Origin of the sequence: Vibrio sp. MarTm2, assembly GCF_027587055.1 — a bacterium.
Taxonomy (GTDB): domain Bacteria; phylum Pseudomonadota; class Gammaproteobacteria; order Enterobacterales; family Vibrionaceae; genus Vibrio; species Vibrio sinaloensis_D.
On record NZ_JAPPTK010000002.1, the window covers coordinates 29271 to 54165 of the forward strand.

The following is a 24895-nucleotide window of genomic DNA, read 5'->3' on the forward strand; positions in this document are numbered from 1 at the left end:
TCTTGCAATTTGTTTTTTTTGAGGTTTACTGACTGAAGAACGAAAAAAAAGAACTCGGCAAAAGTTCTTTAGTTTCGGAAAATCTCGATGCAGCGAGATATAATCATTGTTAGCATATTTTTACTTTTTATCAATAGCTTAACCATAAATTATATTTTTTCTCACGAGATAGCATAATCAACCAAGGAGAAAAAATATGCTATCAAACAACCTTTTTTTAAGATTACCTCGTGATTGTGTGGTCAACAACTCTGACGCTCAATCCGCACTTTACCCAGAAAATTTAACCCCACTTCAAATGAAATTGGTGTTGTCCTTTCTTGCTCAAGCTGGAATGAAAGACGATATCGTAAATCACGTTGAAATCTTCCTTAAAGATTTTAAATCAGAAGAGTCTCTATTTGGTTGGGTGAAGCTTTCAAAGAGTAAAATCGAGCAAGCTGTTATAAATATTCAGCATCCCTTTATTGCCAAAATTTCCTGTGATGATGATCGTATCAACGTCACTTTTAGTCGCCAGTTCCTAAACCTCCAAGCAAAAGAAATGCTAGATCCAAAAGCGGTAAATGTGGGGCTGAGTGCTTTAATGGCATACAAGCAAGTATCATCTATTAAGTTGCATATTCAAACGCTGGCGTATTACCCATATAGAGCTAATTTTTACTTCTTAGTCGATTTTCTGGGCGTATCTACTAATCAAGCTCGAAAAGAGCAGATCCGTTCTATCAAAAACAAGATTCGTACAGTCGGTATTGTTCAAGATTTTGATTACCAGCACCCACCTCAAATTTCTTCGCCTCGTAAAGAAGGGGATTATGATTTTTCCATCTATCGCCTGAAAGAGGGGCATTTTCGAAGCGAGAAGATGAATAAGAGAAAACCGGGGAAGAGGACATAGATAGTTTAGTGTGTTTGATCTTGTGGCTTTGCTTTGATTGTTCGTTCAAGTGATAGATTAATTTTTATATCGGTTCTTCGCCTCTTGTCTATCAAACTCCTTTTTATAACGCCTAAGCTGATCTTGTTGTAGAGCTAGTTCAACCTCATCCATTAAGATTTTTCCTGCGTCTTCACGTTCTTGACTAAGGGATAGATGAAGCTCGACAGGCTGGATCAAATCTCGGTTAAGGTTGGATTTTTTGAACGTCAATAAGCCGTTAAACCATTGCTCAAATTTTTCTTCAAACCACTGAGACAGATTCGCTTTAGTACGTTGTAATAGTGCCTTTTGCTGTTTGGCTTTTTTGTTCCAGTTGATAGCCGTTTTTCGTTCCTGAATGGCTTTATCTTTCCAGCGTTGCTCTTGATGTTTAAGGTCGCTTACCGCTTCTATTAGCTCGGTTTTATCGTCATTGAGTTGATTGACTCCGTTATGAACTCGATGCCTAATCTTGAGGTTTGAATATTCGTGTGCGTCTTGTTTGACTTCTTGCGGTGTGCGTTTTACTGCATTGATGTTGTAGCCCAGTTTTTGTAATTGGGTATTACAGTATTTAAACATAATGTTTTGATAAAGTTGGCCGAACTGCTCTACTTCGTCAGGGCTTAACTTACTCCACTTTTTACCACTAAAGAGATCAGGCTTGTTATACAGTTTACGTACTAAGTTTAACTCGTGATCAGGTAAGTCAAACTGTCTAGTTGTGTTGTTATAACCACTCAAACGATGGTGAGCGTGTGGATTTTCTGCTTTTTCGTCTAGATGGACTGCGGTGTAATAAGCATCATAGTCACTGTAAAATTTGTTGTGGAATAGCTCGATTAACTTATTCCAATCTTCAGCGGAGATGCTAATGCCGTGCTTATCAGGGATTTTAAAAATTTTTTCTGAAGATATGACTTTCAATGACATAGAGCCATTGTCGTTGACTGTTAGGAGTTTATTGCACTCTTCTAACTTGTGAATGGTTTTCTTCTTGTTGTTATAGCGTTTGATCTTGCCAAAGCTGGACAGCCTTTTAAGCTCTGTCTTAGCGTGAATTTTATCAATTCCCACCTTTGCCAGTAGTTCATTGAAAAAGTCCCTTTCTAGCGGATTTGAAGCATTCTCCACCCACTTTTTCAGTTTGGACTTGCTCTTAGATCGAGCAAGGTTTAGCTCTCCAACATATTTGTCAGACATTCCGCCTTTGACCTGCTTGAGTTTGTTGTGTTGGTCGGCTTCGATCTCTGCTAATAGGTCGGTCAATTGTGAAGGTTCGACAGGCTTACCTTGTCGATATATCACATTGTTAGGGCTTAGTTCAGGGGTGTAATTACGCTCCTCTGGCGTTAATTCATCCAGTCTAAAGTTATGCTTATCAAATCCTGTTTTGTTCTTGTGGAAGCCGTATGTGTGTGCGGTACGGCATAATAATCTTATCTGCTTCACTGCTGTTTTTTCTCCTTTTTATTTACTCAACTTTTCAAAAGTTGACCAGCATCTATACAAACTTTACTCAAACGTAGAGCAGAGAAAGTGGGTATAGATACAAGCTGGTTGTATGAATGCTTACTTTTAGTAGTCCACAGATATTAAGATATGCAAATTTTAAACGGTTAAGGTGCTGAATATACTGCGGTTTTTCTCTTTAGTTATGGCGATTTTATGGTTGAAACGGGTTCATTTTTTAGCCATAAAATTGTCTACCACTTTTGTTATTAGCATTAGGGTATTGATGATCTTTTTGCTACTAACCTATTGTCATTGCTTGTTTTTGTGGTAGTTCAATAAGTATGGGTAGGAGAAAATTATGAGTGGAAAGAAACAAGAAAGCCGATTGGAATCCTCAGCAAAAAATGAGCTGAAAAAAACACAAGAGTTGGCGAACTCTGACTTCATCAAAGGTCAGCTTAAAGAGCTTATGAGCAACAAGCTACGCAAAGACATAGTTCTGCGTGATGATTTAATCAAAAACGGTTCTGCACCGTCTGAAAAGCTGATCAGCCGAATAGAGGGAAGACAGGAAGCGTTGGATGAGTTAGTCGCTGAGACTTCGACTACTCAAACAGAGCTGCTAGGCACTTACGACATTTTAAAAGCTCTGATTAGTGAGCTAAGAAAGTACGCCCCCGAAAAAGCGGATAAATTTGAAGGCGCACTGGTTCTAAAGATTCAGCAAAGTGGTTCAACAACTATCAAGAAGCAACGTTTGTAAAACAGCATAGATGTGTTGTTGATAGATTTTGTGAACATTATGCGTGTTTAGCTAGGAATGAGTGGACATTTAGGCTATTCAGAGTAATGTTTAAATAACTAGCTTGTGCATTCATTTTTAGTGTAATTTTGTGTATAATTTGCGCCCTCAATTATCACTTAAGTTAGCAGGATAAATTTATGATAAAAATTAATGATTTAGCTGACTACATCATCACTAAACTTAGTGAAGGTGGGGAAAGCCTTAGTAACCTGAAACTTCAGAAGCTTGCTTACTACTGTGATGCTTGGCACTTGGCTTTTAAGGGTGAAAAGCTCGTTGACTCTGATTTTCAGGCTTGGATTCACGGTCCTGTAAGTCGAGAGTTATATGATAGATTTTCCTCAACGAAATCTCTTTACTCTGATATTTCAATAGAAAATCGCTCTGAAGATTTTCAATTGGAATCAGTTGCAAGCGTATCAGGACACATTGACACTGTATTAGAATCTTACGGTAAATTTTCTGGTGCTCAACTCGAAGAGATGACCCACCGAGAGCTACCTTGGATTGAAGCAAGAAAAGGCTATCGTCCAAGCCAGCGTTGCGAAAACGTGCTTGATAATGACGTAATTAAAAAGTACTACAAAAGCCGCCTATCTTAATTCAAATGAAGCCAGTTCTAGACCACACTCCATCAACTAACACTCCTGTCTTAGTTGATGTTGGTGAACGCAAGTGGACGTTTTCTTTTCGGTATTGGAAGCAAATTGAGTATTTTGGTTTAGATAAATCAAACCCCTCTTGGTTTGTTTCTTTAATTGAAAAGCTAAAAGATTTATCAGATAAAGAAGTTAGGAACTTTGTTTCATCTGGTTCTGAGCGGGATGCTTGGCGCTACCATAGCATTAACTGGAATCAACAGAATATCCCTATTCAACGCAAGGACTTGGATTGGTTAGCTTCAGACTATCGAGACAATGAAGAAGAATACCCTATTGTTCAATTTCAGATTTCTCAGGCTTTAGGGAGAGTTGTGGGTTTTTGGGATGAAAATAGTGTTTTTAATATTTTACTACTAGATCCGTTGCACAATATCCAGCCATCCCAACGTTATGGGTATAAAGTTGACTCGTGCAGTCCATTGTCTTGTGATTATTCCTCTCTATTAGCTTCTATTGATGGGCTGAAAAGTGGGAGTTATTGTTCAGCGCACGACTGTGGTTATCAAGAACAACTTGTGCAGTTATCAGCTGATAAGACATACACTAATGTGGTGATGCACTTTCTTGATGATTCTCAAATTTCTGAGGTAGATGCGTTAATCAAAGCCGATAAAGCTCGTGATGAAAAAGAGATTTTTGAAGCAGGCTTGTTATTTTTATCAGAGTAGTTGAAAATAAACGACAAGCTTGTAGATGACCACTGATCCAAGCCACTACATAAGCAACCGTTTATCGGAGAGAAACCCCAGCCTTTGACTGGGGTTTTTCACTTTCTAGTCCTAGATACTTAAACTTTCGTTTTTCTTGGCACTTCAACGGGTGGTGTGATCCCAAGAGGTTCAGCGAGTGCTTTGTGTAAGTGCTTATTGCTGGTAATGCTCTTTTTCATATCCACTACGGCATTGGTTGATTTTGACATTGTGCTACCAAGAGCAAACTCCTTCCACAATTTAAACGGAAGGATTTTTTTTATCTGTGTTTCTGTCAATGGCTCGTAACGGTCAATCTGCGCCTTTTTGAGCGTGATTTTATACTCTTTGCCGTATCGCCCTAATGTTTCATTATCAATCTCGTGTCCCATCAGCTCTGCGGTCATTGCTGGGTTTTCATCGGCTTGTTTACGTTCATCAGCGAAGGTATGACGTAGGCTGTGGAACGATTTACCATCAGCTTTGATGTCCAAAGCTTTGAGGTAACGGTCAAACGACTTAGCGGTGTTATGCCCGTAACCATCACGCCCTTTAATTAAATCTGGAAAAATGAGGTTAGTATGAAGCTTGTCGGCTTTATACAGGGCTTTTAGGTGCTCGACATATCGAATAAAACCTAAACGCACCAAGGTTTTATGCACGGGTACTTTGCGAATGCTGTTAATGGTTTTCAGCGTTTTATCTTCATCTTCATTAAAATCCACCAACCACGTTCCTTCTTCTCGATACACGTCTTGCAGTCTAAGTTGAGACAATTCTCCTAAGCGTGCGCCCATATACAAACCAAGCAGTGGCAACCAATACTCAAAAGTGCGATTGTGCTTACCGTTTTGATACTTGTCGGAATTGAAGATGGTAATGAGTTCATCTTGTGTAAAGCGTTCACGCTGCTTTTTTGCTTGAACTTTCTGAGCACGGTTTTTTACTCGCATCTTATCGAGAATATTTACCGTCATATATCTACGCTGCACCGCCCACAAAAACACGCTTTTCAGTCGCTCTAGGTTTTTGTTCACGTTGGACGCACTCATTGGCTCAAACGTGCCTTGCATTGCGATCAGCTCTTCAATGGATTTATCTTTGAAGGCTTTAAGTTTCTTACGGTTTGGTGGGAGCTTTCGCAGCGTGTCAATGTATTGGTTGGCGTGTTCAAAACTCAGTTCATCGACAAACACATCACCAACAATCTCGACAAAGGTATCGTAGAACGCAAGGTTGGTAGTATGGGTTTTATGACTCTTCCATTCAGCGTTTTGCTCGTCATAAAACTTCTGAAACAGCTCTGATACCTTGAGCATCGTTTTTGGCACAATCACAGGCTTGGAAAATGCTTCAAACTCTTGAATTGGCACATTTTCGCCTTTCTCTAACAGCGATAGCAGTTTTACAAAATTATGCGTGTCTTGCTCATTATCGAGCGTGATCCCTTCTAAGATAATATCGTCTTGCTGATTGTCTGCGAGAGTCGAGCGAAGGGCTGGTGTGCTGCCTGTGTCTATTTCACCGTCAATGAGTCCTACAATGGTGTCACTGGCACTAGTGCGACTGGCTTTCGATTGCTTGGTCAGTTGGTTTGGCGTTTCTGGTAACGGCTTGGGTTTATTGCGTTTGACTACCATTCGAGCGATCCCCACCGATTTATAGGGCGAGTTATCAGTGTTAGAGACATTGGCTCTTGGTTTGATTTTTAGTTGGTCAATATATGGTTGCGGATCGGCAAGGGTGGGGGAAGAGAGTAAATCTATGATCGCAATGAAGTGATTAATTTTATCTATGCTGCTTAAATCCATATCGGCTAATGAATAATCTTGAAGCGGCTCAATATTTTCAAAAGCGTATTTAATGCGGTTTTTACGCTCTAACAAGAAAAACAATTGCTGAGTGAATTGCTGATCGTTAATCGCTTCAGTGGCTCTTTGCTTGAGCATTAATTCTCTTTGCGTGCTTTCATCGAGTTCTTGAAAGGTTTCTCTCATACTTGCCATTCTCGCTACACTCTCCCTGATCTCAGTAAACAGACAATCAAACACCACTTTATGCTCACGAGCTGCGATCATCGCTGTGGCTCGGCATTTGGTTTGTAAGCTGATTTTCAGCTCAACTTTTGCCCGTGGTATAGCGTTAAGAATATCTAAGGGTGTGCGCTGGCGAAAGTAAAAGGTATGAAATCTGTTGAGATAGAGGAAATTATTTGTGGTCATTGTGTGGCTCACCTATGTGGCTCACCTGACTAATTAACCCTGATATAGTGGAAATGCTTTGAAAGGAGATACAAAAAAGGCTTGTAAATCATTGATTCACAAGCCTTTTTTATTTCCAATTGGTGGAGCTGGCGGGAGTTGAACCCGCGTCCAAAAACCATTCATCATTGGTACTACATGCTTAGTCGATCTTTAATTTCACCAGTGACCTGCGAACCGACACGCCAGCCAAAGGCTATCCTGAATTAAAATTCGCCGTTCATCTCTCAGGCGGGAGAATCCGGGCTAGCGCGTTTGGGTTTGATCTCTCGTTGGTCCCCGTCTTACGTGCGGAAGCTAGGGCGAGAGAGCTCTGAGCAGGTTATTAAGCTGCTAGTGCGTAGTTTTCGTCGTTTGCGACTATTTTTTTGCGGCTTTTTACGTGGCCAACCGCCCCACGGCATGCACCTCAGACTGCAAAATTCCTGTCGAATCCTAAATCAGCCCCAAAGTGTTCTTCGCATAGTACCAGAAAAGTCTAACCTGTCTAGCCTTGTGCGTTTAAGTGCTCAATATTAGCGCAGTGAGCTCTTCATCACGCGCGCTTTTTCACGAGCCCAATCTTTTTCTTTTAGATCAGTACGTTTGTCGTGCAGCTTTTTACCTTTTGCTACACCAATTTTCATCTTCACCCATGAGCGAGACCAGTAGAGCGAAAGCGCTGCTAGTGTCATACCTTCACGGTTGATGCGACCGAGTAGGTTGTCGAGTTCACGACGGCTCATTAAGAGCTTGCGTACACGCGTTGGGTTTGCCACCACGTGAGTTGATGCTTGATTAAGAGGAGTGATGGTCATACCGCTGACAAAAGCTTCTCCGTCACGCATAAATACGTAACTTTCGGCGATGTTTGCTTTGCCTTGACGCAGTGCCTTAACTTCCCAGCCTTGTAGCTCTAAGCCAGCTTCAATTTCATCATCAATGAAGTATTCGTGGCGAGCTTTCTTATTGACCGCGATGGTATTGCTACCCGCTTTTTGTTTAGATTTTTTCTTTGCCATAATGGCTGCATTATACGGTTAGGATTTAAGTTAGGAAATCCCTTTATTTGCGCTGAGTGCAAATAAAAGTAAAATTGCTTACAAGCTTGAAGTTCAAGCAATTGATACGAGGAGTCAATATGAAGCAAGTCAGCCGTTCTGCTTTGGTTTCGTTTAGTGCAGAACAGATGTTCAATCTAGTGAACGATGTCGCTAGCTATCCTGAGTTTTTACCAGGGTGCTCGGGTTCGCGTGTGATTGAATCGAGCTCAGAGGCAATGGTGGCTTCAGTTGATGTTTCTAAGGCAGGGATTAGCAAAACATTTACCACATCCAACTCGCTAGTTTCTGGCGAAGCGATCATGATGAGTTTGGTGGACGGTCCATTTAAGACGCTCAAAGGAGGGTGGTTCTTTACTCCTCTTGATGAGCAGGCGTGCAAAGTGGAACTGAAACTAGAATTCGAGTTTTCTAGTAAGATGATCGAAATGGCCTTTGGTAAAGTATTCAATGAGTTAACCAATAATATGGTTAACGCTTTTACACAGCGCGCAAAACAGGTATACCCAGCTTATGAGTATTGAGTCTGAGATGATCCACGTTGAGGTGGTGTACGCTTTACCGCAAGAGCAGCGTGTTTACACCTTGGTGGTCAACAAAGCGATGACGGTTGAAGAAATCATCAAACAATCTGGTGTATTGGAGCAATACCCAGAAGTGGATTTGAGCAAGAATAAAGTCGGCGTGTTTAGTCGCAATGTGAAGTTAGATTCAACGGTACGTGATAAGGACCGTATTGAGATCTACCGCCCATTACTCGCTGACCCTAAGGAGATTCGCCGTAAGCGAGCGGAACAAGCGAAAGCCTCTGGCGCTGCTGACCCTGTGACTGGCGGAAAAAAGAACCCACTTCGCAAAGAGGGTTAGGGGCAAATAAAAAAGGTTGGCATCAGCCAACCTTTTTAAATCATTCTTACTTTTCGATCAGTTAATACTCTCGAAAAAATCTTTACTTGCCGGGAAGTCTCCCTGAATCTCAACCAGCTGACCTTGACCATTGAAATTGACAATTAAGTCTTTTTGAATTGAGTCATTGTGGCCGTCAGTGTGGTGGTAAATGTAGTACCAAGTATCAGGGTAGCCATTTTCCACTAGCATTGGTGAGCCCATAACAAAACGAACTTGCTCTTTTGTCATGCCAAATTTCAGTTTTTCTACTGAGCCTTGTTCAATGTAGTTACCTTGGTTGATATCAATACGATAAACCAATTTTTCTAATAAAGAGCAGCCTGTCAGGGTAGACACAGCGAGCGGTACAGCGATAAGCCACTTTGTGAATTGCATACTTAAATTCTTGCTACTGATATTGGTTAAACTTTGCCGATAATAAACAAGCTGAGCCTTAATGTAAAAAACTCATGCGGTTTTGAATTGTTTCAGACTGCGATTTTTGAGTTTTGTTGCAAAGTCGAGCCAAAAAAGTGGCTTTAGGGAACTTTGACTCGACTTTCTAAGCAGAGCTAGGCTGCGATCAATAACTCGCGAGCATTGGCTAGGGTGGATTCAGTAATCTGGCTGCCACCAAGCAGGCGAGCAAGCTCAGAGATTCTTTGGTCATCATTGAGCGAGTTCATTTGGGTTTCTGTTTTGCCAGCCTTAGTTTGTTTGGCCACAAACAGTTGTTGATGACCACACCCTGCGACTTGAGGCAGGTGAGTGACACACAGAACCTGTGTTGATTCCCCCAGTTTTCTGAGCATTCTTCCAACAACTGCGGCAGTTGGTCCGCTAATGCCGACATCGACTTCGTCAAAGATGAGGCTTGGGGTATCAACTTTCTGAGCGGTAATGACTTGGATAGCCAATGAAATACGAGAAAGCTCACCACCAGATGCTACTTTTGCGATTGGCTGCATTGGTTGCCCTGGGTTGGTTGAAACCACAAAGCAAACACTGTCCATGCCTAATGGCGAAGGGTGCGTACCTTCGTTGTTTACTTCGATACTGAACTGGGCTTTTTCCATGCTCAACTCATGCATGCTCGCTGTAATGAGTTTATTTAGCTCTTTCGCGTAACGACCGCGGGATTTGTGTAACTTTTCAGCGGCGACTAAGAAGGCTTGGTATTTAGCTTCTACTTCTTGTTCGAGGGCATCGAGTTTCTCATCTGAGCAGTCAAGGGCTTCAATTTGTGTGAGCAGATCTTGATGGTGCTGGAACAGCTCTTCTGGCATCACGTGGTGTTTACGCGCAATCGACATGACTTTAGAAAAGCGCTCTTCGACGTACGCCATTCGACCAGGGTCAACATCAATATTATCGAGGTAGTTACGCAGTTCGCTGTTTGCTTCTTCTAATTGGATGATCGCTTCCGCAACCATATTTGGCAGTTCAGCTAACTTGTCATCGAGCTCTGCGAGCTGAATCAGGGAGTGATTGGCTGATTGGAGAATACCAAGCGCATTAACTTCTTCACCTTCGTAAATAAGTTCGATGGCTTGCTGACAGGTAGAGGCAAGTTCACCGCTGTTGGACAGTCTTTTGTGCTCTTGTTCAAGCTCTTCATATTCGTCCTCACCAATTGACAGCTCGTTAAGTTCTTTGATTTGGTATTCGAGCAGTTGCTTCTGCGCCAAATTGGCTGCACTGTTTTCTTTTAGCTGTTTTAAATTGTTGTCTGCCTGGCGCCACGTCTGGTACGCGTTTCGGGTGCTTTTTAAAAGGTTAGTATGCCCCGCATATTGGTCAAGCATGGCCATCTGGTAGTCGCTCTTCATCAATTGATGGTGCGCGTGTTGGCCGTGAATATTAATCAATAATTGACCCAGAGACTTGAGTTGAGAAAGGGGAACGGGACTGCCATTAATAAACGCACGAGAACGACCTTCTTTGTTAATGATACGACGCAAAATGCAATCAGAACCATCGAGTAGATCGTTATCCTCTAGCCAACGAGTTGCGTGAATATTGTTCTCGAGAGAAAACGCGGCACTGACTTCGGTTTTCTCTTCCCCTTGGCGTACCATGCTGGCTTCTGCGCGACCGCCTAAACATAAACCTAATGCATCAATCGCGATAGATTTACCTGCGCCAGTTTCGCCTGTGATGGTCGTCATTCCCTTGGATAGCTCTAGCTGTAGAGACTTAACAATCGCAAAATTATTAACACTTAGATGAGCCAGCATGTAGTTGTACCTGTTTAAATGAACAATACTGTATATAAGTGCAGTATATACTGTTTCTTTATACAGTAAAGTGGGTGGTGTGGATTTTTTTACTGAGAATCTAATTTTGTGATAGGCATGAAAAAACCGCAGTCGAGGCTGCGGTTTAGCTGCAAGGGTGGGACGCTAAGGTCTGGTAGGGTTTATCGTTAAAGGTTCAAGAGTAACGATGGCATTAACGCCCGCTCCTGGATGATCAACGTAAGATGTGTCTTGCATAAGGGTGTAATAGACATCAACAAAGTCGTCATCATTGGTCAGAGCGCCATCTGGGATTGCGTCGATGATTTTGTTGGTAATTTGAGGAATGATAGCGTAAGCCTGCACTTCAGGATCTGGGATGGCTTTCAATACCTCTTCTGCGACTTGAACTAGCAGCTTCGCCAGCTTTTTATAGTCAGTGCCGTCATCTTGTTCCATTAGCACGATGTCAGCCGCTCCCCAACGATAGCGGGACCAATGGATAATGATTTGGTTAGGGTAGTAATCTTGGTTGTCGTAATCCAAGTACGGCATTTCAACCAGATCAAGCGCGGGCTCATCTCGGCTTGGATTCACACCGGTGACCAAGGCATAAATTTCTGCTTTTCCGGAGATCCAAGGTTCTTGATCATCAGCAAGGCGAATTTTCTTCAGTTGGGTGGTATGAATAGGTGACGTCGTGACACTGGATGCACGAGTTGAAAACGCTTCTTTTGCGTTGCGATCTTGTACATATGGCTGCACCTGAGTGGTTTGACCAAGCTTACGCATTTCGGATCGCATTGCTTGTAGGCCCGCCTTGAGTTCTGCCGAGCTATTGCTGTCGACAACCAGTACAGGTACTTCCGGTAATTGATAAACGTCTAATTGGTGTATTTGGCCGTAAACGTCATACGCTTCGATGTATTGCCACTGTTCATCGTCACCACTTGGCTCAAAAGCAAACAGAGGATCGACTTTTCCTTGCTGCCAAGCTGCGAGCATTTGTTCATTTGCTAGGCGAACTTCCAGTATTTGGTCAGCGTATTGTGTAATCCCTTTCCAGCTCCGAATTTGCTCATCGGCGCTTTCAAGTCGTTGACTGAACTTAGAAAGCGGTTGTTGCTCAACAAATTCTGATACCGCAATGCTTGTGTCCTGCGCGGTAATTTCCTTTCGTAAAGTAGACTCGATATCGACATAGTTTTCACTAAGCTGTAACGCCAACTCTCGCTTGGTTTGAGTAATGTCATTCGCTCGAGCGTTTGATGTATCGGTAACCTTTGCCTCATCTGATTGGCAGCCAACAAGCGCTAATGTAGAGAGAGCGGACAATATAATCGTTTTTTTCATAGTGTGTCCTTTAGAGATGAATTGAAAATAGAGTTATTGTTCTATTCATCACGAGAATAACACTGGGTGCTTTTCATTCAATCCGCTCGACAGATGAAAAGTAGAATTTGCCCACAGGATCAAATTTTAAAATTTGTAATTTAGCGGGCTCTTATGTAGGGAAGGGTTATGAATATAGAGGATTTGTCTGTTCGAAAAGGGCTAGCACTGTCACTAGCCCCTATTGGGTTAAAACAATCGGCTTGACCAACCGAGCTTGTTTCTTAACACGTGGTAATAACTGTAGTTTTTAGGATGAATGAGTTTGAGCACGTTGGGGCTTTGGTATACGTGCACTTCATCCCCCGGCGAGACGGGCAGAGAAACTTGACCATCACAGCCGACTTCTTGAGTTCCTCGGTTGTCTGGCGAGACCACGAGTTTGATTCGACGGTTACCATCGACCACCAGAGGGCGGCTTGATAGTGTGTGTGGGAACATAGGAACAAGTGAAATCGCATTGAGGCTTGGAGAGAGAATAGGGCCACCGCCAGACAAGGAATAAGCCGTTGATCCTGTTGGGGTGGATACGATTAACCCATCCGCACGTAAAGAGAACGCAAAGCTATCATCGATATAAACTTCGAATTCAATCATATGTGCCACTTGACCAGGGTGAAGTACTGCTTCATTTAACGCGGCATTGTGGCTTTTTACTTGGCCGTGACGGTGTACTTCCGCTTCAAGTAAGAAACGTTCTTCTTGGATAAATTCGCCATCTAAGACGGCTTTTAGGGCGGTTTGGAAGTCTTCAGGGTTTAGGTCGGTCAGGAAGCCCAAATTCCCTCGGTTGACGCCAATCACTGAAATATCAAATCGGGACAAAACGCGTGCCGCGCCAAGCATATTCCCATCACCGCCAACTACGATCGCGAGATCTGCCGCTTTGCCCAATTGAATCAAGCTAGCAAAGTCCTCTTTAGGTACGTCGTCAAGAATTTCAATTAAGCGATCGTCGATAAAAACTTGATAGCCCTCAGATTTAAGCCAGGTATAGAGCTCGCGATGAGTCTGAATGGCTTGCTGATTTCGGGGTTTTCCGATGATGGCGATCACTTGAAAAGGTTTTTTCATAGGTTTTCCGCACTAAATAGGCTTGATTCGGTAATCTTCATCCCCATAATAATGGCAAGTTAGCTATTTATGCGAGTTTTTGTGTATCTAAACGCGATAAACGTGAAGCGTTAGGTACCAATGGATATGTATTTCGGAGATAACATGAGCAACGAAGAAAACAAAGTTACAGAAGAAGAGCTAGATCAAATCATCGAAGAAGCGGAAAAAGTGGAAGCAGCAGCGCAAGAAGCGGAAGCAGAGCTTGAAGAGATCGGTGATGAGAAAGACGCGAAGATTGCTCAACTAGAAGCGGCTTTACTGACTAGCGAAGCAAAAGTTCAAGAGCAGCAAGACAGCGTGCTACGTGCGAAAGCAGAAGTAGAAAACATGCGCCGTCGTACTGAGCAGGAAATCGATAAAGCTCGTAAATACGCGCTAAACAAATTTGCTGAAGAGCTATTGCCGGTTATCGACAACCTTGAACGTGCGATTCAAGCCGCTGATACGGAAGCAGAAGTTGTTAAGCCACTGCTTGAAGGTGTAGAGCTGACTCACAAGACGTTTGTTGACACGGTGGCTAAGTTCGGTCTTAAAGAGATTAACCCAGAAGGTGAAGTCTTTAATCCTGAATTGCACCAGGCAATGTCTATTCAAGAAAGCCCTGATCATGAGTCAAACACCGTGATGTTTGTAATGCAAAAAGGCTACGAGCTGAATGGTCGAGTGGTTCGCCCAGCGATGGTCATGGTGGCGAAATAATTCAGTTTATCCCCTGCGTTTTAAACACAAGAGAGGCATTCGCCTCTCTTTTTTTATCCCCTACCACCAATTTTACCTGTCTCCAATAACTGATTGATTTAGTGAATTATTCTTAGAATAAAATTTAACCAAAAATTAATTTCTGATTTGAAACTTGTAACATTATCGTAAACAAAGTCTTTATTTTGTAACCTTGATGTGTATTATGTGCGAACTCCGTCGTAAATAGTGGCGGAATAAACTATAAAATCATAATTTAAGAACACAACATTCTGGAGATGAAAGATGGATAAATCGCTTTCAAGCAAGATATTTGTAGGCTTGTTTGCTGGTCTGCTCATTGGTACTGCGATTCAGTACCTATTCAGTGGAATTGCAATCTTTGATACCTACCTCCTTGGTGCCGCAGAGGGCGCTGGTGGTATGTTCGTATCATTGATCAAACTGCTTGTTGTCCCATTGGTCTATGTTTCTATTGTATGTGGTATTGTTGATCTGAAAGACATCACTGCATTTGGTCGCCTTGGTGGTAAAACTTTTGCTCTTTACATTATCAACACCATTATCGCGATCACAGCCGCTCTAACGGTAGGTATGATTTTCCAGCCAGGCGCTGACGCGAATCTAGCTGGCACGATTTCAGAGACCGTTAAACTCACCACAACTGAAACACCGGACATCTTCTCACTTGTCGTTAACATTGTTCCTAGCAACCCAGTTCAGGCGTTTGCTAACGGTGACATGTTACAAATCATCTTTATGGCAATCCTGACAGGTCTTGCTATCCAAGCTCTTGACTCACGCGGTGGTCCAGCAATCCGTACGTTCAAGATGTCGAATGAAATCATGATGAAGCTAGTGGGTCTTGTCATGAGCCTAGCGCCATACGGTGTATTCGCGCTGATGATTCAACTAGGTGCAACACTAGACGCAAACACGTTAATGTCGGTAGCAGGCTACGTAGCACTTGTTGTAGCAATGCTAGTGTTCTGGATTTTCTTCTTCTATCCAACAGCAGTAGGTATTGCGACAGGGACTTCGCCGAAGACGTTCCTACGAGCAACACGTGAGCAGATTCTGTTCTCATTATCAACAGCGAGCTCAAATGCGACGATTCCTGTAACGATGCGCACTTTGACTGAGAAGCTACACGTTTCTAAATCAGTCGCAGGCTTTGGTGTTCCACTCGGTGCAACCATGAACATGTCTGGTGTATCTATCTACATCGCACTAGCAACTATTTTCGTGGCGAACGCATTTGGTCAGCCAATCAACACTGCTGATGTGTTTACTCTAGGTCTCACTATCCTTCTACTGTCAATCGGTGCTGGTGGTGTTCCTGGCGGTGGCGTTGTAATGGTAGGTGTTCTTCTTCATCAACTAGGTCTTCCACCAGAAGGTCTTGCAATCATCGCCGCTGTAGACCGTATCAACGATATGTTCTGTACTTCATCGAACGTAGTGGGCGATACCGCAGTAAACACTATCGTTGCTAAAACGGAAGGTGAAATCGGCAAAGAAGAGGAAGTTGAAGCGAAACCAGTTCAAGCAAATGCTTAATTTGTAAACTTCCTGATTCTAAAAGCGAGCCATATGGCTCGCTTTTGTTTTGTCAGAGGAAATCTTTTTTCACTTTTTTTTACTCTTTCCCTTGAAAAGCCATTTGCCGCCCTTATCTATGTGGCATAGAAGAAGCAAACAACCTTATTTTTGTTTGTGAGCAAGGGTTGAAACCCGATTCTACATCCCCACATAGGGGATATAGCAAAACGAAAATAGAAAATTATTCGGAGATAGCCTGATGGGTAAAATCATTGGTATTGACTTAGGTACTACTAACTCATGTGTTGCTGTACTAGACGGCGACAAACCACGCGTTATTGAAAACGCAGAGGGTGAGCGTACAACTGCATCGGTAATTGCATACACAGATGGTGAGACGCTAGTAGGTCAACCTGCGAAACGTCAAGCAGTTACAAACCCAACTAACACGCTATTTGCAATTAAGCGTCTTATCGGTCGTCGCTTTGAAGACGAAGAAGTACAACGTGACATCGAAATCATGCCTTACAAAATCGTTAAGGCTGACAACGGTGATGCTTGGGTAGAAGCGAAAGGCCAAAAAATGGCGGCTCCTCAGGTTTCTGCTGAAGTACTGAAGAAAATGAAGAAAACTGCTGAAGACTTCCTAGGTGAGGAAGTAACGGGTGCAGTTATCACAGTTCCTGCATACTTTAACGATGCTCAGCGTCAAGCGACTAAAGACGCTGGCCGTATCGCAGGTCTAGAAGTTAAACGTATCATCAACGAACCAACAGCGGCTGCTCTAGCATACGGTCTAGACAAGTCAGGCGGCGACCGCACTATCGCGGTATACGACCTTGGTGGTGGTACATTCGATATCTCTATTATCGAAATCGATGAAGTTGAAGGCGAGAAAACGTTCGAAGTGTTAGCAACTAACGGTGACACGCACCTAGGTGGTGAAGACTTCGACAACCGCATGATCAACTACCTAGTTGAAGAGTTCAAGAAAGAGCAAGGCATCGATCTTAAGAACGATCCACTAGCAATGCAGCGTGTTAAAGAAGCAGCAGAAAAAGCAAAAATCGAGCTTTCTTCTACTTCTCAAACTGACGTAAACCTACCTTACGTAACTGCAGATGCGACTGGTCCTAAGCACATGAACGTTAAGGTTACTCGTGCGAAACTAGAATCTCTAGTTGAAGACCTAGTACAACGTTCTCTTGAGCCACTAAAAGTTGCTCTAGCGGACGCAGACCTATCGGTAAACGATATCACTGACGTAATCCTAGTGGGTGGTCAGACTCGTATGCCAATGGTTCAAGCGAAAGTGGCTGAATTCTTCGGTAAAGAAGCGCGCCGTGACGTGAACCCTGACGAAGCAGTAGCAATGGGTGCTGCAGTTCAAGGTGGTGTACTTGCTGGTGATGTTAAAGACGTACTTCTACTAGACGTTACTCCTCTGTCTCTAGGTATCGAGACAATGGGCGGCGTAATGACTAAGCTAGTTGAGAAGAACACAACAATCCCAACAAAAGCGAACCAAGTTTTCTCTACAGCAGAAGACAACCAGAACGCGGTAACCATCCACGTTCTACAAGGTGAGCGTAAGCAAGCGATGTACAACAAGTCTCTAGGCCAATTCAACCTAGAAGGTATCCAGCCTGCACCACGTGGTATGCCACAAATCGAAGTTACTTTCGACCTAGATGCGGACGGTATCCTACACGTATCAGCGAAAGATAAGCAGACTGGTAAAGAGCAGAAGATCACTATCCAAGCTTCTGGCGGTCTAAGCGATGAAGACATCGAGAAAATGGTACAAGAAGCAGAAGCGAACAAAGAAGCGGACAAGAAGTTCGAAGAGCTAGCGACTGCACGTAACCAAGCTGACCAAATGATTCACGGTACTCGTAAGCAAGTAGAAGAAGCTGGTGAAGCGCTACCTGCAGAAGAGAAAGAGAAGATTGAAGCAGCTATCTCTGAGCTAGAGGAAGCACGTAAGGGCGAAGACAAAGAAGCTATCGACGCGAAAGTTCAAGCACTTATGACTGCGGCTCAAAAGCTTATGGAAATCGCTCAGCAGCAAGCTCAAGCACAACAAGGCGCGGAAGCGGGTGAACAGCCTAAGCAAGACGACGATGTTGTAGATGCAGAGTTTGAAGAAGTTAAAGAAGACAAGAAGTAATTTCTTCACAGAGTGACTTGATTTCCTTCTAGAACTCAAGTCATCTGTTTTGAAATTGGTGTCCTGACTTAATGCGGGCGTTTGAGGAAACTCATACGCCCGTATGTTTGTAACTAACCTGTCAGTCTAGATAATGGTTCTCGAACATTAACTCTCGAATCTTTATCTAGAATGATACAAACACCAAGCGGTGTAATGATAAATCCTCCGTTTGCAGTACTACATTGGTGACGAAGAACATGTCAAAACGTGATTTTTACGAAGTATTAGGCGTAAGCCGCGATGCGTCAGAGCGTGATATTAAAAAGGCGTACAAGCGTCTAGCAATGAAATTCCACCCAGACCGTAATCAGGGTGATGAGAGCGCAGCAGATAAGTTTAAAGAAGTAAAAGAAGCGTACGAAATTCTTCTCGATCCGCAAAAGAAAGCGGCTTACGATCAATACGGTCATGCTGCTTTTGAACAAGGCGGTATGGGTGGCGGCGGCTTCGGTGGTGGTGGCGCTGATTTTGGAGACATCTTTGGTGATGTGTTCGGCGATATCTTCGGTGGTGGTCGTCGTGGTGGCGGTCAGCAGCGTGCTCAGCGTGGTGCAGACCTGCGTTACAACATGGAATTGACTCTTGAAGAGGCCGTGCGTGGCGTATCTAAAGAGATCGAAGTCCCAACCTTGGTAGAATGTGATTCATGTGACGGTAGCGGTGCTGAGAAAGGTTCAGCAGTAGAGACATGTGGCACCTGTCACGGTCACGGCCAAGTTCAAATGCGTCAAGGATTCTTTGCGGTTCAACAAACCTGTCCTACCTGTCACGGTAAAGGCAAAATCATCAAGAATCCATGTAAGTCTTGTCATGGCCAAGGTCGCAAGCAGAAAACCAAAACACTTAACGTTAAGATTCCAGCTGGTGTGGATACTGGTGATCGCATTCGTCTATCTGGTGAGGGTGAAGCAGGTGAAATGGGCGCGCCAGCGGGCGACCTATATGTACAAGTTCATGTGAAAGAGCACCATATCTTCGAGCGTGACGGTAACAACTTGTACTGTGAAGTACCAGTAAGCTTTGCTATGGCAGCGCTTGGCGGTGAAGTCGAAGTTCCGACTCTTGATGGCCGTGTTAACCTGAAAGTACCAACAGAAACGCAAACGGGTCGTATGTTCCGTATGCGTGGTAAAGGTGTAAAAGGCGTTCGTGGCGGTGGTATTGGCGACTTGATCGTTAAACTAGTGGTTGAAACTCCGGTTAACCTAAGCTCGCGTCAAAAAGAACTACTTAAAGAGTTTGAAGAGTCTTGCGGCGGTGAAGCGGCGACGAAACACAAGCCGAAATCTGAAGGATTCTTCAACGGTGTGAAGAAGTTCTTTGATGATTTAACCAGCTAAACTGGTAAGAAGAATATTATTAAGCCTGCGACTAACGCAGGCTTTTTAGTTTTCAGCTAACCGAGTTAGAAGGTAAGTGGCTCAAGGTGGTTGCGAGTCATTCTCTGCCAAACAACGTCAATAAATGGCTAGCCATTAAATCCAGCAATCCTCTGGATATTGCGCATTCGTCGCATCAAGCGTCATGTAATCCACACTCTCATCCGTTAAGCATTTGTCTTTTGTTTGTCCGCTCCCTGATTGTGCCTCGGCTTTAATGACATAAGCCTTACCCGCTTGACTCGCGATGGAAAAAACATAGCGGCTCGAAGGGGTATCGCACACGCTACAATTGCTTCCTGAGATTATCCCACTCCAGTTGTAACCACTGTTGTAACTCGACTCCAACTTGAGTTGAATTTTTGAAAGGTCAGCAATGGCTTTCGCACGATATGACTTGAGTACGTAACTTTGATAACTCGGGTAGGCGATCGCTGCCAGTATGGCTACGATAGAGACTGCGATCATTAATTCGATCAATGTCATTCCATTTAGTCGTTTATTTCCTACTTTACATTCATTTCTTCGAATCATTCCGCGTAGTTCCTTATTGGCTGTCTGGCTATTTTTCTTTGGTGTTAGTCTTTGCGCAAGACTGAATACGGTTACTTACTGTTTTTGCATAGGATTTTGGGAAATGTCTCGCGGCTTTACCTTATTAGAACTCTTGGTCTCTATTGCGGTGCTCGGCACATTGATGGTTTGGGCGCTGCCGAATTACAGCGATATGACGGATACGGTCAAAATGCGAAGGCTGGCCAAAGAGTTAAATGGTTTCGTTCTGATGGCCAAATCAGAGGCCGTGTTGAGACGCGAAAGACTTTGGGTTCACTTGATTATGTCTGGAGCATCAGACAGCAATGGAGATTGGCGCTTAGAGCTGACTAATAGCGATGTCAATGGTGCGGGCGATGTCTATTCGGCGTTGTCCGGTGTCCCGTTTGAGGGAGTCACGCTTTCAACAACATACACCTCTAATCAAATCAGTTTCGATGAGACTCATGGGCGACCAAAAGCTGGACGTTTTACTTTTCATCCCAAGAGCAGTCCCTCATCAGCACTGGACATACGTACTTACCATCGCAGCGCCATTGTTCGCGTTTGTTCTCCTAGTGCCAATACCTACTTAAGTTATGAGAAGTGTTGATATGAAGTTGTCGAAGGAGCGAGGGGCGAGTCTTATCGAGTTTATGGTTGCAGCGACCATTGGCGTTTTCGCGTTGGGTATCATAGGTTCGATGTTTTTAAGCGGCTATAAAACTGCGACTAAGCGAACGCAAGAGCTCACTTTATTACAGTCAACCAATAGCGTACTGCAGATGATGAAATTGGACATGCATCGTGCTGGGTACAATGGCGTTTCCCCGAACTTGGTCAAGCTATCCGGCACGGGTCATTCTTTCTACGTTGAAAATTCGGCCACAACGGGACTGCTTGCTTATGCATATGTTGCCGAAGTCTCAGGTGCTTCTTATACCTACTCAAATGTCGTGTATGAGCAGACCTCTGCCGCAAGTGATGTATTGCGTATATGTGAAAAAAAACAATCGACGGTGATGTCAGTGTTGGATGCTCAAGACTTTCCTGGAAGAGTGGGCAACAACTGCAACACCCTATTTCATAAAGATCGCATTAAGGTTGATGGATTTAATCTCACTTTAGTTGAGTTACCGGGAAGCAATATTTCATCAGCAATGGTGACCGTAGAGCTTCAAACCTCACTAAAGAATGCGCCAACTTATACCAAGTCACTCTCGTTTACGACAAAACAAAGGAACTGGTGATATGCAGAAAAATCAAGGATTAGCGACGCTTCTTATTACTAGTTTGCTGCTAGTTGCCTCACTACTTGTGGTTTTAGGGAGCTACAAAGGACTGTTTTACCAAGTGAAGCGTGCACAAAATGAAGTTCAAGCGCGCAAAGATCACTGGGCGGCAGAGGGAGGATTGGAGTGTGTTTACACTAAAGCAAAGCAACTTAATGCAGTCCCCGCTTCGGTTTCCGATTGCAAAAATCTATTGGATTTAGATTCTTTAAATATTGTCGGTGGCACGCCAAATGTCATTCATTCCAAGAGTGGTTATCTCACCTTAAAAAAAGCCTTTGTTTCACCGATTGTTTCGAGTACTGGGGCCATTCGCTCAAAGTCGGATTTAGTTATCAATGGTGCCTACACATCGTCCCCAGATCCTGGTAAAAGCTTGGGTTCAAATCTTTGGGAGTGCACCTCTGTACGGTACTTTAATTATTTTCATGCAAAAACCGGATATAACACTTTCCACCCTTTTGAGACAATCAAGCCCTATGCGTCTTTTCCTGACAGCATTAATCCAAATTTCCAAAAATGCTCGCCAGCTAATCACTCATGGTCGGTATTGGACTTAGCAGATACGGCGGAAGACTTTAAGAAAGATACCGATATGGACCCATTTCGTGACGTGTTTAATGTCCCAAGAGCTGAGTGGTTTCCCTTAATGTCAGATAAAAGCCTTTTTGGCTATGTGCCCTATACATTGAATGGCGAAACGTTAACAAAAGTGGAAGACCTGGGCTCGCCAACGTTTAATACTCAATGTGCGGAAGAAATTAAAAAGAATATTGAGCAGGGCAAAGACACTATTTGGGTGTACGGTGGGTGTGAAATTAATGATGCAGACTTTGACATAATCAGCACAGCAATTGATACCCACCTGAGTAGCGGAGTCATACTTGTGATTCATAACGGTATATTGTCCGTTACAGGCTCTCAAGCATTTAAAGGAATGTTATACCACTTTATTTCCGATGATTTTACCGACAGCAGCGGCCAAGTGTTGGACTTTAGCGATTGGCCTCTCACCGAAAATGACACGAGTGCCGGAGGAGGAAGTAGTGTTTTAGAAGGGGTGATTTCAGCTTTGGGGTCGACGGTAATAATGCCCAAAGAGAAAATTGGCTACTTCCAAAACGGAGCCTTTAATCCAAGTGGTGGCTATGTGATGGATGCGCCAGGGACTTATGCTTTGTTCAATGCATCCCTTAACTTTACTTTCAATCGAGATGTTATAGAGGGGCCGTCAAAAAAATTCAAAGTGGTGAAATGGTACAGAGGATCATGGCATGACTTGTAAGCAGCGGGGCGCCAGCTTAATCGAAGTGTTGATCGCTTTTGTATTGATAGGGATAGGAGCGATGGGGCTCATCAAGTTGCAGGCAGTGGCTGAGTCCAAAGCCGATTTTGCAGAGCTGAGCCTTGAAGCGCTTTATCTTGCAGAAAACAAACTTGAGTCTTTTACGCGCAGGGGGATCTCTTCTGCTTCTGGGTCATACCGTTACTCTGATATAGCAGATGATAGCTGTGTGAGTTCAAGTTTATGCTCTACGAAAGCCTCCGGATTTATAACCCAATGTGACGTCTCCCCTTTTGCCAGCTTAAGTAACGCGCTGAGTGTAGTGACCGTTGAAGTGTGCTGGTGGGACCGATTCGGTGACAAACAATCCGTGACGTTAAAGAGCGCAATCTCACAATATAGCGAGTTCGACAGTAACTAGTTGTATATCTAGACGGTGTTGAGGTTTTTTACTAACAAGCGTGCGTTATATTTTTCAAAATAGTATTTAAATTGTTTCATAACCTGATCGGGTTGTGTTCTTATTTTGTTGCACGTTAATGGTGTTTTTGCAAAATATGTCTCCATATATGGAAAAAACTCTAGAACCTTGTGCTTTTTGTAACCCTATTTAATAGAATGTGTGGTGAATCATAGGCTGAAAAAAGAATAACCAGAAGCCTGAGGCAACAACATCACACTATGGAGTTACCATGAGTAACCAAGCTGTAAATCAAGCGCCATCCAATAAGCCGAGTGGTATGGATCGCTTTTTAAACTTTATTGAACGCGCAGGTAATAAGATCCCAGATCCTGCAATTTTGTTTTTCTGGGCTCTTGTTATTACTTGGGCGGCGTCTGCTCTCCTTTCAAACGTTTCGTTTGATCTGCTAAACCCTCGCACAGGTGAAGCGCTTGCAATCAACAACCTTTTAACTGGCGAATCTCTAGCAAGCTTCCTAGCGAACATGGTGACTACGTTCACTGGCTTTGCACCTTTAGGTATCGTTTTAGTTGCGATGTTGGGTGTGGGCGTTGCTGACTCTTCTGGCTTTATTACTACAGGCCTTAAGAAGATGCTGAACTTCACGCCAGCTAAGCTGCTTACGCCAATGCTAATTCTTGTCGCAATCGTATCGCACACTGCTGCGGATGCGGGCTACGTTTTGGTTATTCCTCTTGGCGGTATCATCTTCCACGCGGCAGGTCGTCATCCTCTAGCGGGTATCGCAGCGGCGTTTGCTGGTGTATCAGGTGGTTTCTCAGCGAACTTTATTCCATCAGGTATTGACCCGCTACTAGCTGGTTTCACGCAAACAGCGGCTCAAGTTCTAGATCCTGAGTACGTGGTTAACCCATTAGCGAATATCTTCTTTACTGGTATCTCTTCAGTGATCATCGTTGCTATCGGTTGGTACGTCACTGAGAAAATCATCGAGCCACGTTTAGCGAACACGCCAATCGATGAAGACGCAGAAAAAGCGCCTGATCTTGGCTCGTTCACTGAACTAGAATCGAAAGCATTCCGTTACGCGGGTTGGGCGATGATGGCAGGTATTGCTGTTTTGATCGCAGCAATCATCCCTGAAAACTCAGCACTACGTTCTCCTGAAGGCGAGATTACAGCGTTCTCAGCACCGCTAATGAAGTCAATCGTTCCATTGATCTTCATTCTATTCATCATCCCAGGTTACGTTTACGGTAAAGTTTCGGGCACCTTCAAAACAAGCAACGACATCATCAAAGCCATGTCTGACACCATGTCAACAATGGGTGCTTACATTGTAATGTCGTTCTTCTGTGCTCAGTTCCTTTCTGCGTTTGCACAATCAAACATTGGTACCATGCTAGCGCTATACGGTGCGGAAGGTCTGAAAGCGATGAACTTACCGGGTGAAGCGACAATCATTGGTATGATTCTTCTAACGGCTTCTGTAAACCTGCTAATCGGTTCCGCATCAGCGAAGTGGGCACTTATCGGTCCAATTCTAGTTCCTATGCTAATGGCTGTAGGCATTTCTCCAGAACTGTCTCAAGCGGCATACCGTGTCGGTGACTCTGTATCAAACATCATTTCACCTCTGATGGTCTTCTTCCCTCTAGTGGTTGTTTACTGTCAGCGTTACGTGAAGTCGACTGGTATCGGTACTCTAGCATCGCTAATGATGCCATTCTCAATTGCAATGCTGATAGGCTGGTCTATCTTCTTAGTAGCATATTGGGCACTGGGTATTCCACTAGGTATTCAAGCGCCATACACTTACACTATGTAAATACCGTTATATTTGGCGCTGTAGCGTTGTTAACTGCGCAAGTTCCCCGGAGCGCCGGCCGCCCTAATTACATAGGACATCTATGCTCATAGGGCTGAACTTGCTTGTTGCCTAGCTACAACACCAACTATTTAGGTATTGGTAATTCGAAAGCGCTGGTCGAGAGGCCAGCGTTTTTTTGTTTGTATTTTTGCCCATTCAGCGTGCTTTTACTCTTGGTGGGTTAAAGGTAAAAT

General features: G+C 43.6%; 23 protein-coding genes and 1 other RNA gene. 15 read left to right on the forward strand and 9 right to left on the reverse strand.

What is annotated here, in order from left to right; translation table 11 throughout:
* The first annotated feature begins 196 nt into the window (after nucleotides 1-196).
* Entirely contained in the window at nucleotides 197-898 is a 702-nt protein-coding gene (locus tag OH458_RS04535) for a hypothetical protein (protein WP_269977419.1), read from the forward strand.
* 57 nt (nucleotides 899-955) lie between these two features.
* Here OH458_RS04535 and OH458_RS04540 read toward each other — a convergent pair whose 3' ends face one another.
* Nucleotides 956-2371 carry a hypothetical protein gene (locus OH458_RS04540; protein WP_269977420.1) on the reverse strand — a complete coding sequence of 472 codons (1416 nt, stop codon included), beginning with the start codon at nucleotides 2369-2371 and terminating at the stop codon, nucleotides 956-958.
* A 361-nt stretch (nucleotides 2372-2732) separates the two neighbouring features.
* Here OH458_RS04540 and OH458_RS04545 point away from each other — a divergent pair, with 361 nt between their 5' ends.
* The 3 genes from OH458_RS04545 to OH458_RS04555 all read left to right on the forward strand — a co-directional run bounded on the left by OH458_RS04545 (nucleotide 2733) and on the right by OH458_RS04555 (nucleotide 4509).
* Nucleotides 2733-3137, forward strand: coding sequence for a hypothetical protein (locus OH458_RS04545; RefSeq protein WP_269977421.1), 405 nt, complete (start codon nucleotides 2733-2735; stop codon nucleotides 3135-3137).
* Between the two features lie 179 nt (nucleotides 3138-3316).
* Complete coding sequence (locus OH458_RS04550; protein WP_171354591.1) at nucleotides 3317-3781, forward strand: Panacea domain-containing protein; 465 nt, start codon at nucleotides 3317-3319, stop codon at nucleotides 3779-3781.
* A gap of 5 nt (nucleotides 3782-3786) precedes the next feature.
* Nucleotides 3787-4509: a hypothetical protein gene (locus OH458_RS04555; protein ID WP_269977422.1), complete on the forward strand. Its 723-nt coding sequence runs from the start codon at nucleotides 3787-3789 to the stop codon at nucleotides 4507-4509.
* A 119-nt stretch (nucleotides 4510-4628) separates the two neighbouring features.
* Here the strand turns inward: OH458_RS04555 and OH458_RS04560 are convergent, their stop codons facing one another.
* From OH458_RS04560 to smpB, 3 genes are all read right to left on the reverse strand, one after another.
* On the reverse strand, nucleotides 4629-6752 hold the full coding sequence (locus OH458_RS04560; RefSeq protein ID WP_269977423.1) for a site-specific integrase: 2124 nt from the start codon (nucleotides 6750-6752) through the stop codon (nucleotides 4629-4631).
* Between the two features lie 120 nt (nucleotides 6753-6872).
* Nucleotides 6873-7239: a transfer-messenger RNA gene (gene ssrA, locus OH458_RS04565) on the reverse strand.
* A gap of 67 nt (nucleotides 7240-7306) precedes the next feature.
* Nucleotides 7307-7792, reverse strand: a complete 486-nt coding sequence (smpB, locus tag OH458_RS04570) for an SsrA-binding protein SmpB (protein ID WP_005471475.1) — start codon at nucleotides 7790-7792, stop codon at nucleotides 7307-7309.
* A 119-nt stretch (nucleotides 7793-7911) separates the two neighbouring features.
* Between smpB and OH458_RS04575 the strand changes: the two genes are divergently transcribed.
* Complete coding sequence (locus OH458_RS04575) at nucleotides 7912-8355, forward strand: SRPBCC family protein (protein WP_038140031.1); 444 nt, start codon at nucleotides 7912-7914, stop codon at nucleotides 8353-8355.
* Nucleotides 8345-8698, forward strand: coding sequence for an RnfH family protein (locus OH458_RS04580; protein ID WP_269977424.1), 354 nt, complete (start codon nucleotides 8345-8347; stop codon nucleotides 8696-8698). The genes OH458_RS04575 and OH458_RS04580 overlap by 11 nt, the downstream gene beginning before the upstream one ends.
* Nucleotides 8699-8755: 57 nt before the next feature.
* On the opposite strand, the gene bamE is transcribed toward OH458_RS04580, so the two are convergent.
* From bamE to nadK, 4 genes are all read right to left on the reverse strand, one after another.
* On the reverse strand, nucleotides 8756-9115 hold the full coding sequence (gene bamE, locus OH458_RS04585; protein ID WP_005471536.1) for an outer membrane protein assembly factor BamE: 360 nt from the start codon (nucleotides 9113-9115) through the stop codon (nucleotides 8756-8758).
* A gap of 176 nt (nucleotides 9116-9291) precedes the next feature.
* Nucleotides 9292-10956 (reverse strand): DNA repair protein RecN, encoded by a 1665-nt coding sequence (gene recN / locus OH458_RS04590; protein WP_269977425.1) that lies wholly within the window; start codon nucleotides 10954-10956, stop codon nucleotides 9292-9294.
* 165 nt (nucleotides 10957-11121) lie between these two features.
* Nucleotides 11122-12309, reverse strand: coding sequence for a DUF3103 domain-containing protein (locus OH458_RS04595; protein ID WP_269977426.1), 1188 nt, complete (start codon nucleotides 12307-12309; stop codon nucleotides 11122-11124).
* Between the two features lie 228 nt (nucleotides 12310-12537).
* On the reverse strand, nucleotides 12538-13422 hold the full coding sequence (gene nadK, locus OH458_RS04600) for an NAD(+) kinase (RefSeq protein WP_005471457.1): 885 nt from the start codon (nucleotides 13420-13422) through the stop codon (nucleotides 12538-12540).
* Nucleotides 13423-13566: 144 nt separating this feature from the next.
* Here nadK and grpE point away from each other — a divergent pair, with 144 nt between their 5' ends.
* The 4 genes from grpE to dnaJ all read left to right on the forward strand — a co-directional run bounded on the left by grpE (nucleotide 13567) and on the right by dnaJ (nucleotide 19257).
* The gene (grpE, locus tag OH458_RS04605; RefSeq protein ID WP_269977427.1) at nucleotides 13567-14163 is read left to right on the forward strand and encodes a nucleotide exchange factor GrpE; all 597 of its coding nucleotides are present in this window, start codon (nucleotides 13567-13569) and stop codon (nucleotides 14161-14163) included.
* 285 nt (nucleotides 14164-14448) lie between these two features.
* Nucleotides 14449-15723, forward strand: a complete 1275-nt coding sequence (locus tag OH458_RS04610) for a dicarboxylate/amino acid:cation symporter (RefSeq protein ID WP_269977428.1) — start codon at nucleotides 14449-14451, stop codon at nucleotides 15721-15723.
* A gap of 241 nt (nucleotides 15724-15964) precedes the next feature.
* Complete coding sequence (gene dnaK / locus OH458_RS04615; protein WP_038215401.1) at nucleotides 15965-17875, forward strand: molecular chaperone DnaK; 1911 nt, start codon at nucleotides 15965-15967, stop codon at nucleotides 17873-17875.
* Nucleotides 17876-18114: 239 nt separating this feature from the next.
* The gene (gene dnaJ, locus OH458_RS04620; protein WP_038189949.1) at nucleotides 18115-19257 is read left to right on the forward strand and encodes a molecular chaperone DnaJ; all 1143 of its coding nucleotides are present in this window, start codon (nucleotides 18115-18117) and stop codon (nucleotides 19255-19257) included.
* Nucleotides 19258-19392: 135 nt separating this feature from the next.
* Here the strand turns inward: dnaJ and OH458_RS04625 are convergent, their stop codons facing one another.
* On the reverse strand, nucleotides 19393-19830 hold the full coding sequence (locus OH458_RS04625; RefSeq protein WP_269977429.1) for a type IV pilin protein: 438 nt from the start codon (nucleotides 19828-19830) through the stop codon (nucleotides 19393-19395).
* A 103-nt stretch (nucleotides 19831-19933) separates the two neighbouring features.
* Here OH458_RS04625 and OH458_RS04630 point away from each other — a divergent pair, with 103 nt between their 5' ends.
* The 5 genes from OH458_RS04630 (at nucleotide 19934) to OH458_RS04650 (ending at nucleotide 24659) form a co-directional block, all read left to right on the forward strand.
* Nucleotides 19934-20443 (forward strand): GspH/FimT family pseudopilin, encoded by a 510-nt coding sequence (locus OH458_RS04630; RefSeq protein ID WP_269977430.1) that lies wholly within the window; start codon nucleotides 19934-19936, stop codon nucleotides 20441-20443.
* Nucleotide 20444: 1 nt separating this feature from the next.
* Nucleotides 20445-21080, forward strand: coding sequence for a PilW family protein (locus OH458_RS04635; RefSeq protein ID WP_269977431.1), 636 nt, complete (start codon nucleotides 20445-20447; stop codon nucleotides 21078-21080).
* Nucleotide 21081: 1 nt separating this feature from the next.
* Nucleotides 21082-22407, forward strand: coding sequence for a hypothetical protein (locus OH458_RS04640; RefSeq protein WP_269977432.1), 1326 nt, complete (start codon nucleotides 21082-21084; stop codon nucleotides 22405-22407).
* A complete protein-coding gene (locus OH458_RS04645) occupies nucleotides 22397-22828 on the forward strand; it encodes a type IV pilus modification PilV family protein (protein WP_269977433.1) in 432 nt (143 codons plus the stop codon). Before OH458_RS04640 ends, OH458_RS04645 begins: the two co-directional genes overlap by 11 nt.
* 271 nt (nucleotides 22829-23099) lie before the next feature.
* Nucleotides 23100-24659 (forward strand): AbgT family transporter, encoded by a 1560-nt coding sequence (locus OH458_RS04650; protein ID WP_269977434.1) that lies wholly within the window; start codon nucleotides 23100-23102, stop codon nucleotides 24657-24659.
* The last annotated feature ends 236 nt before the right edge of the window (nucleotides 24660-24895 follow it).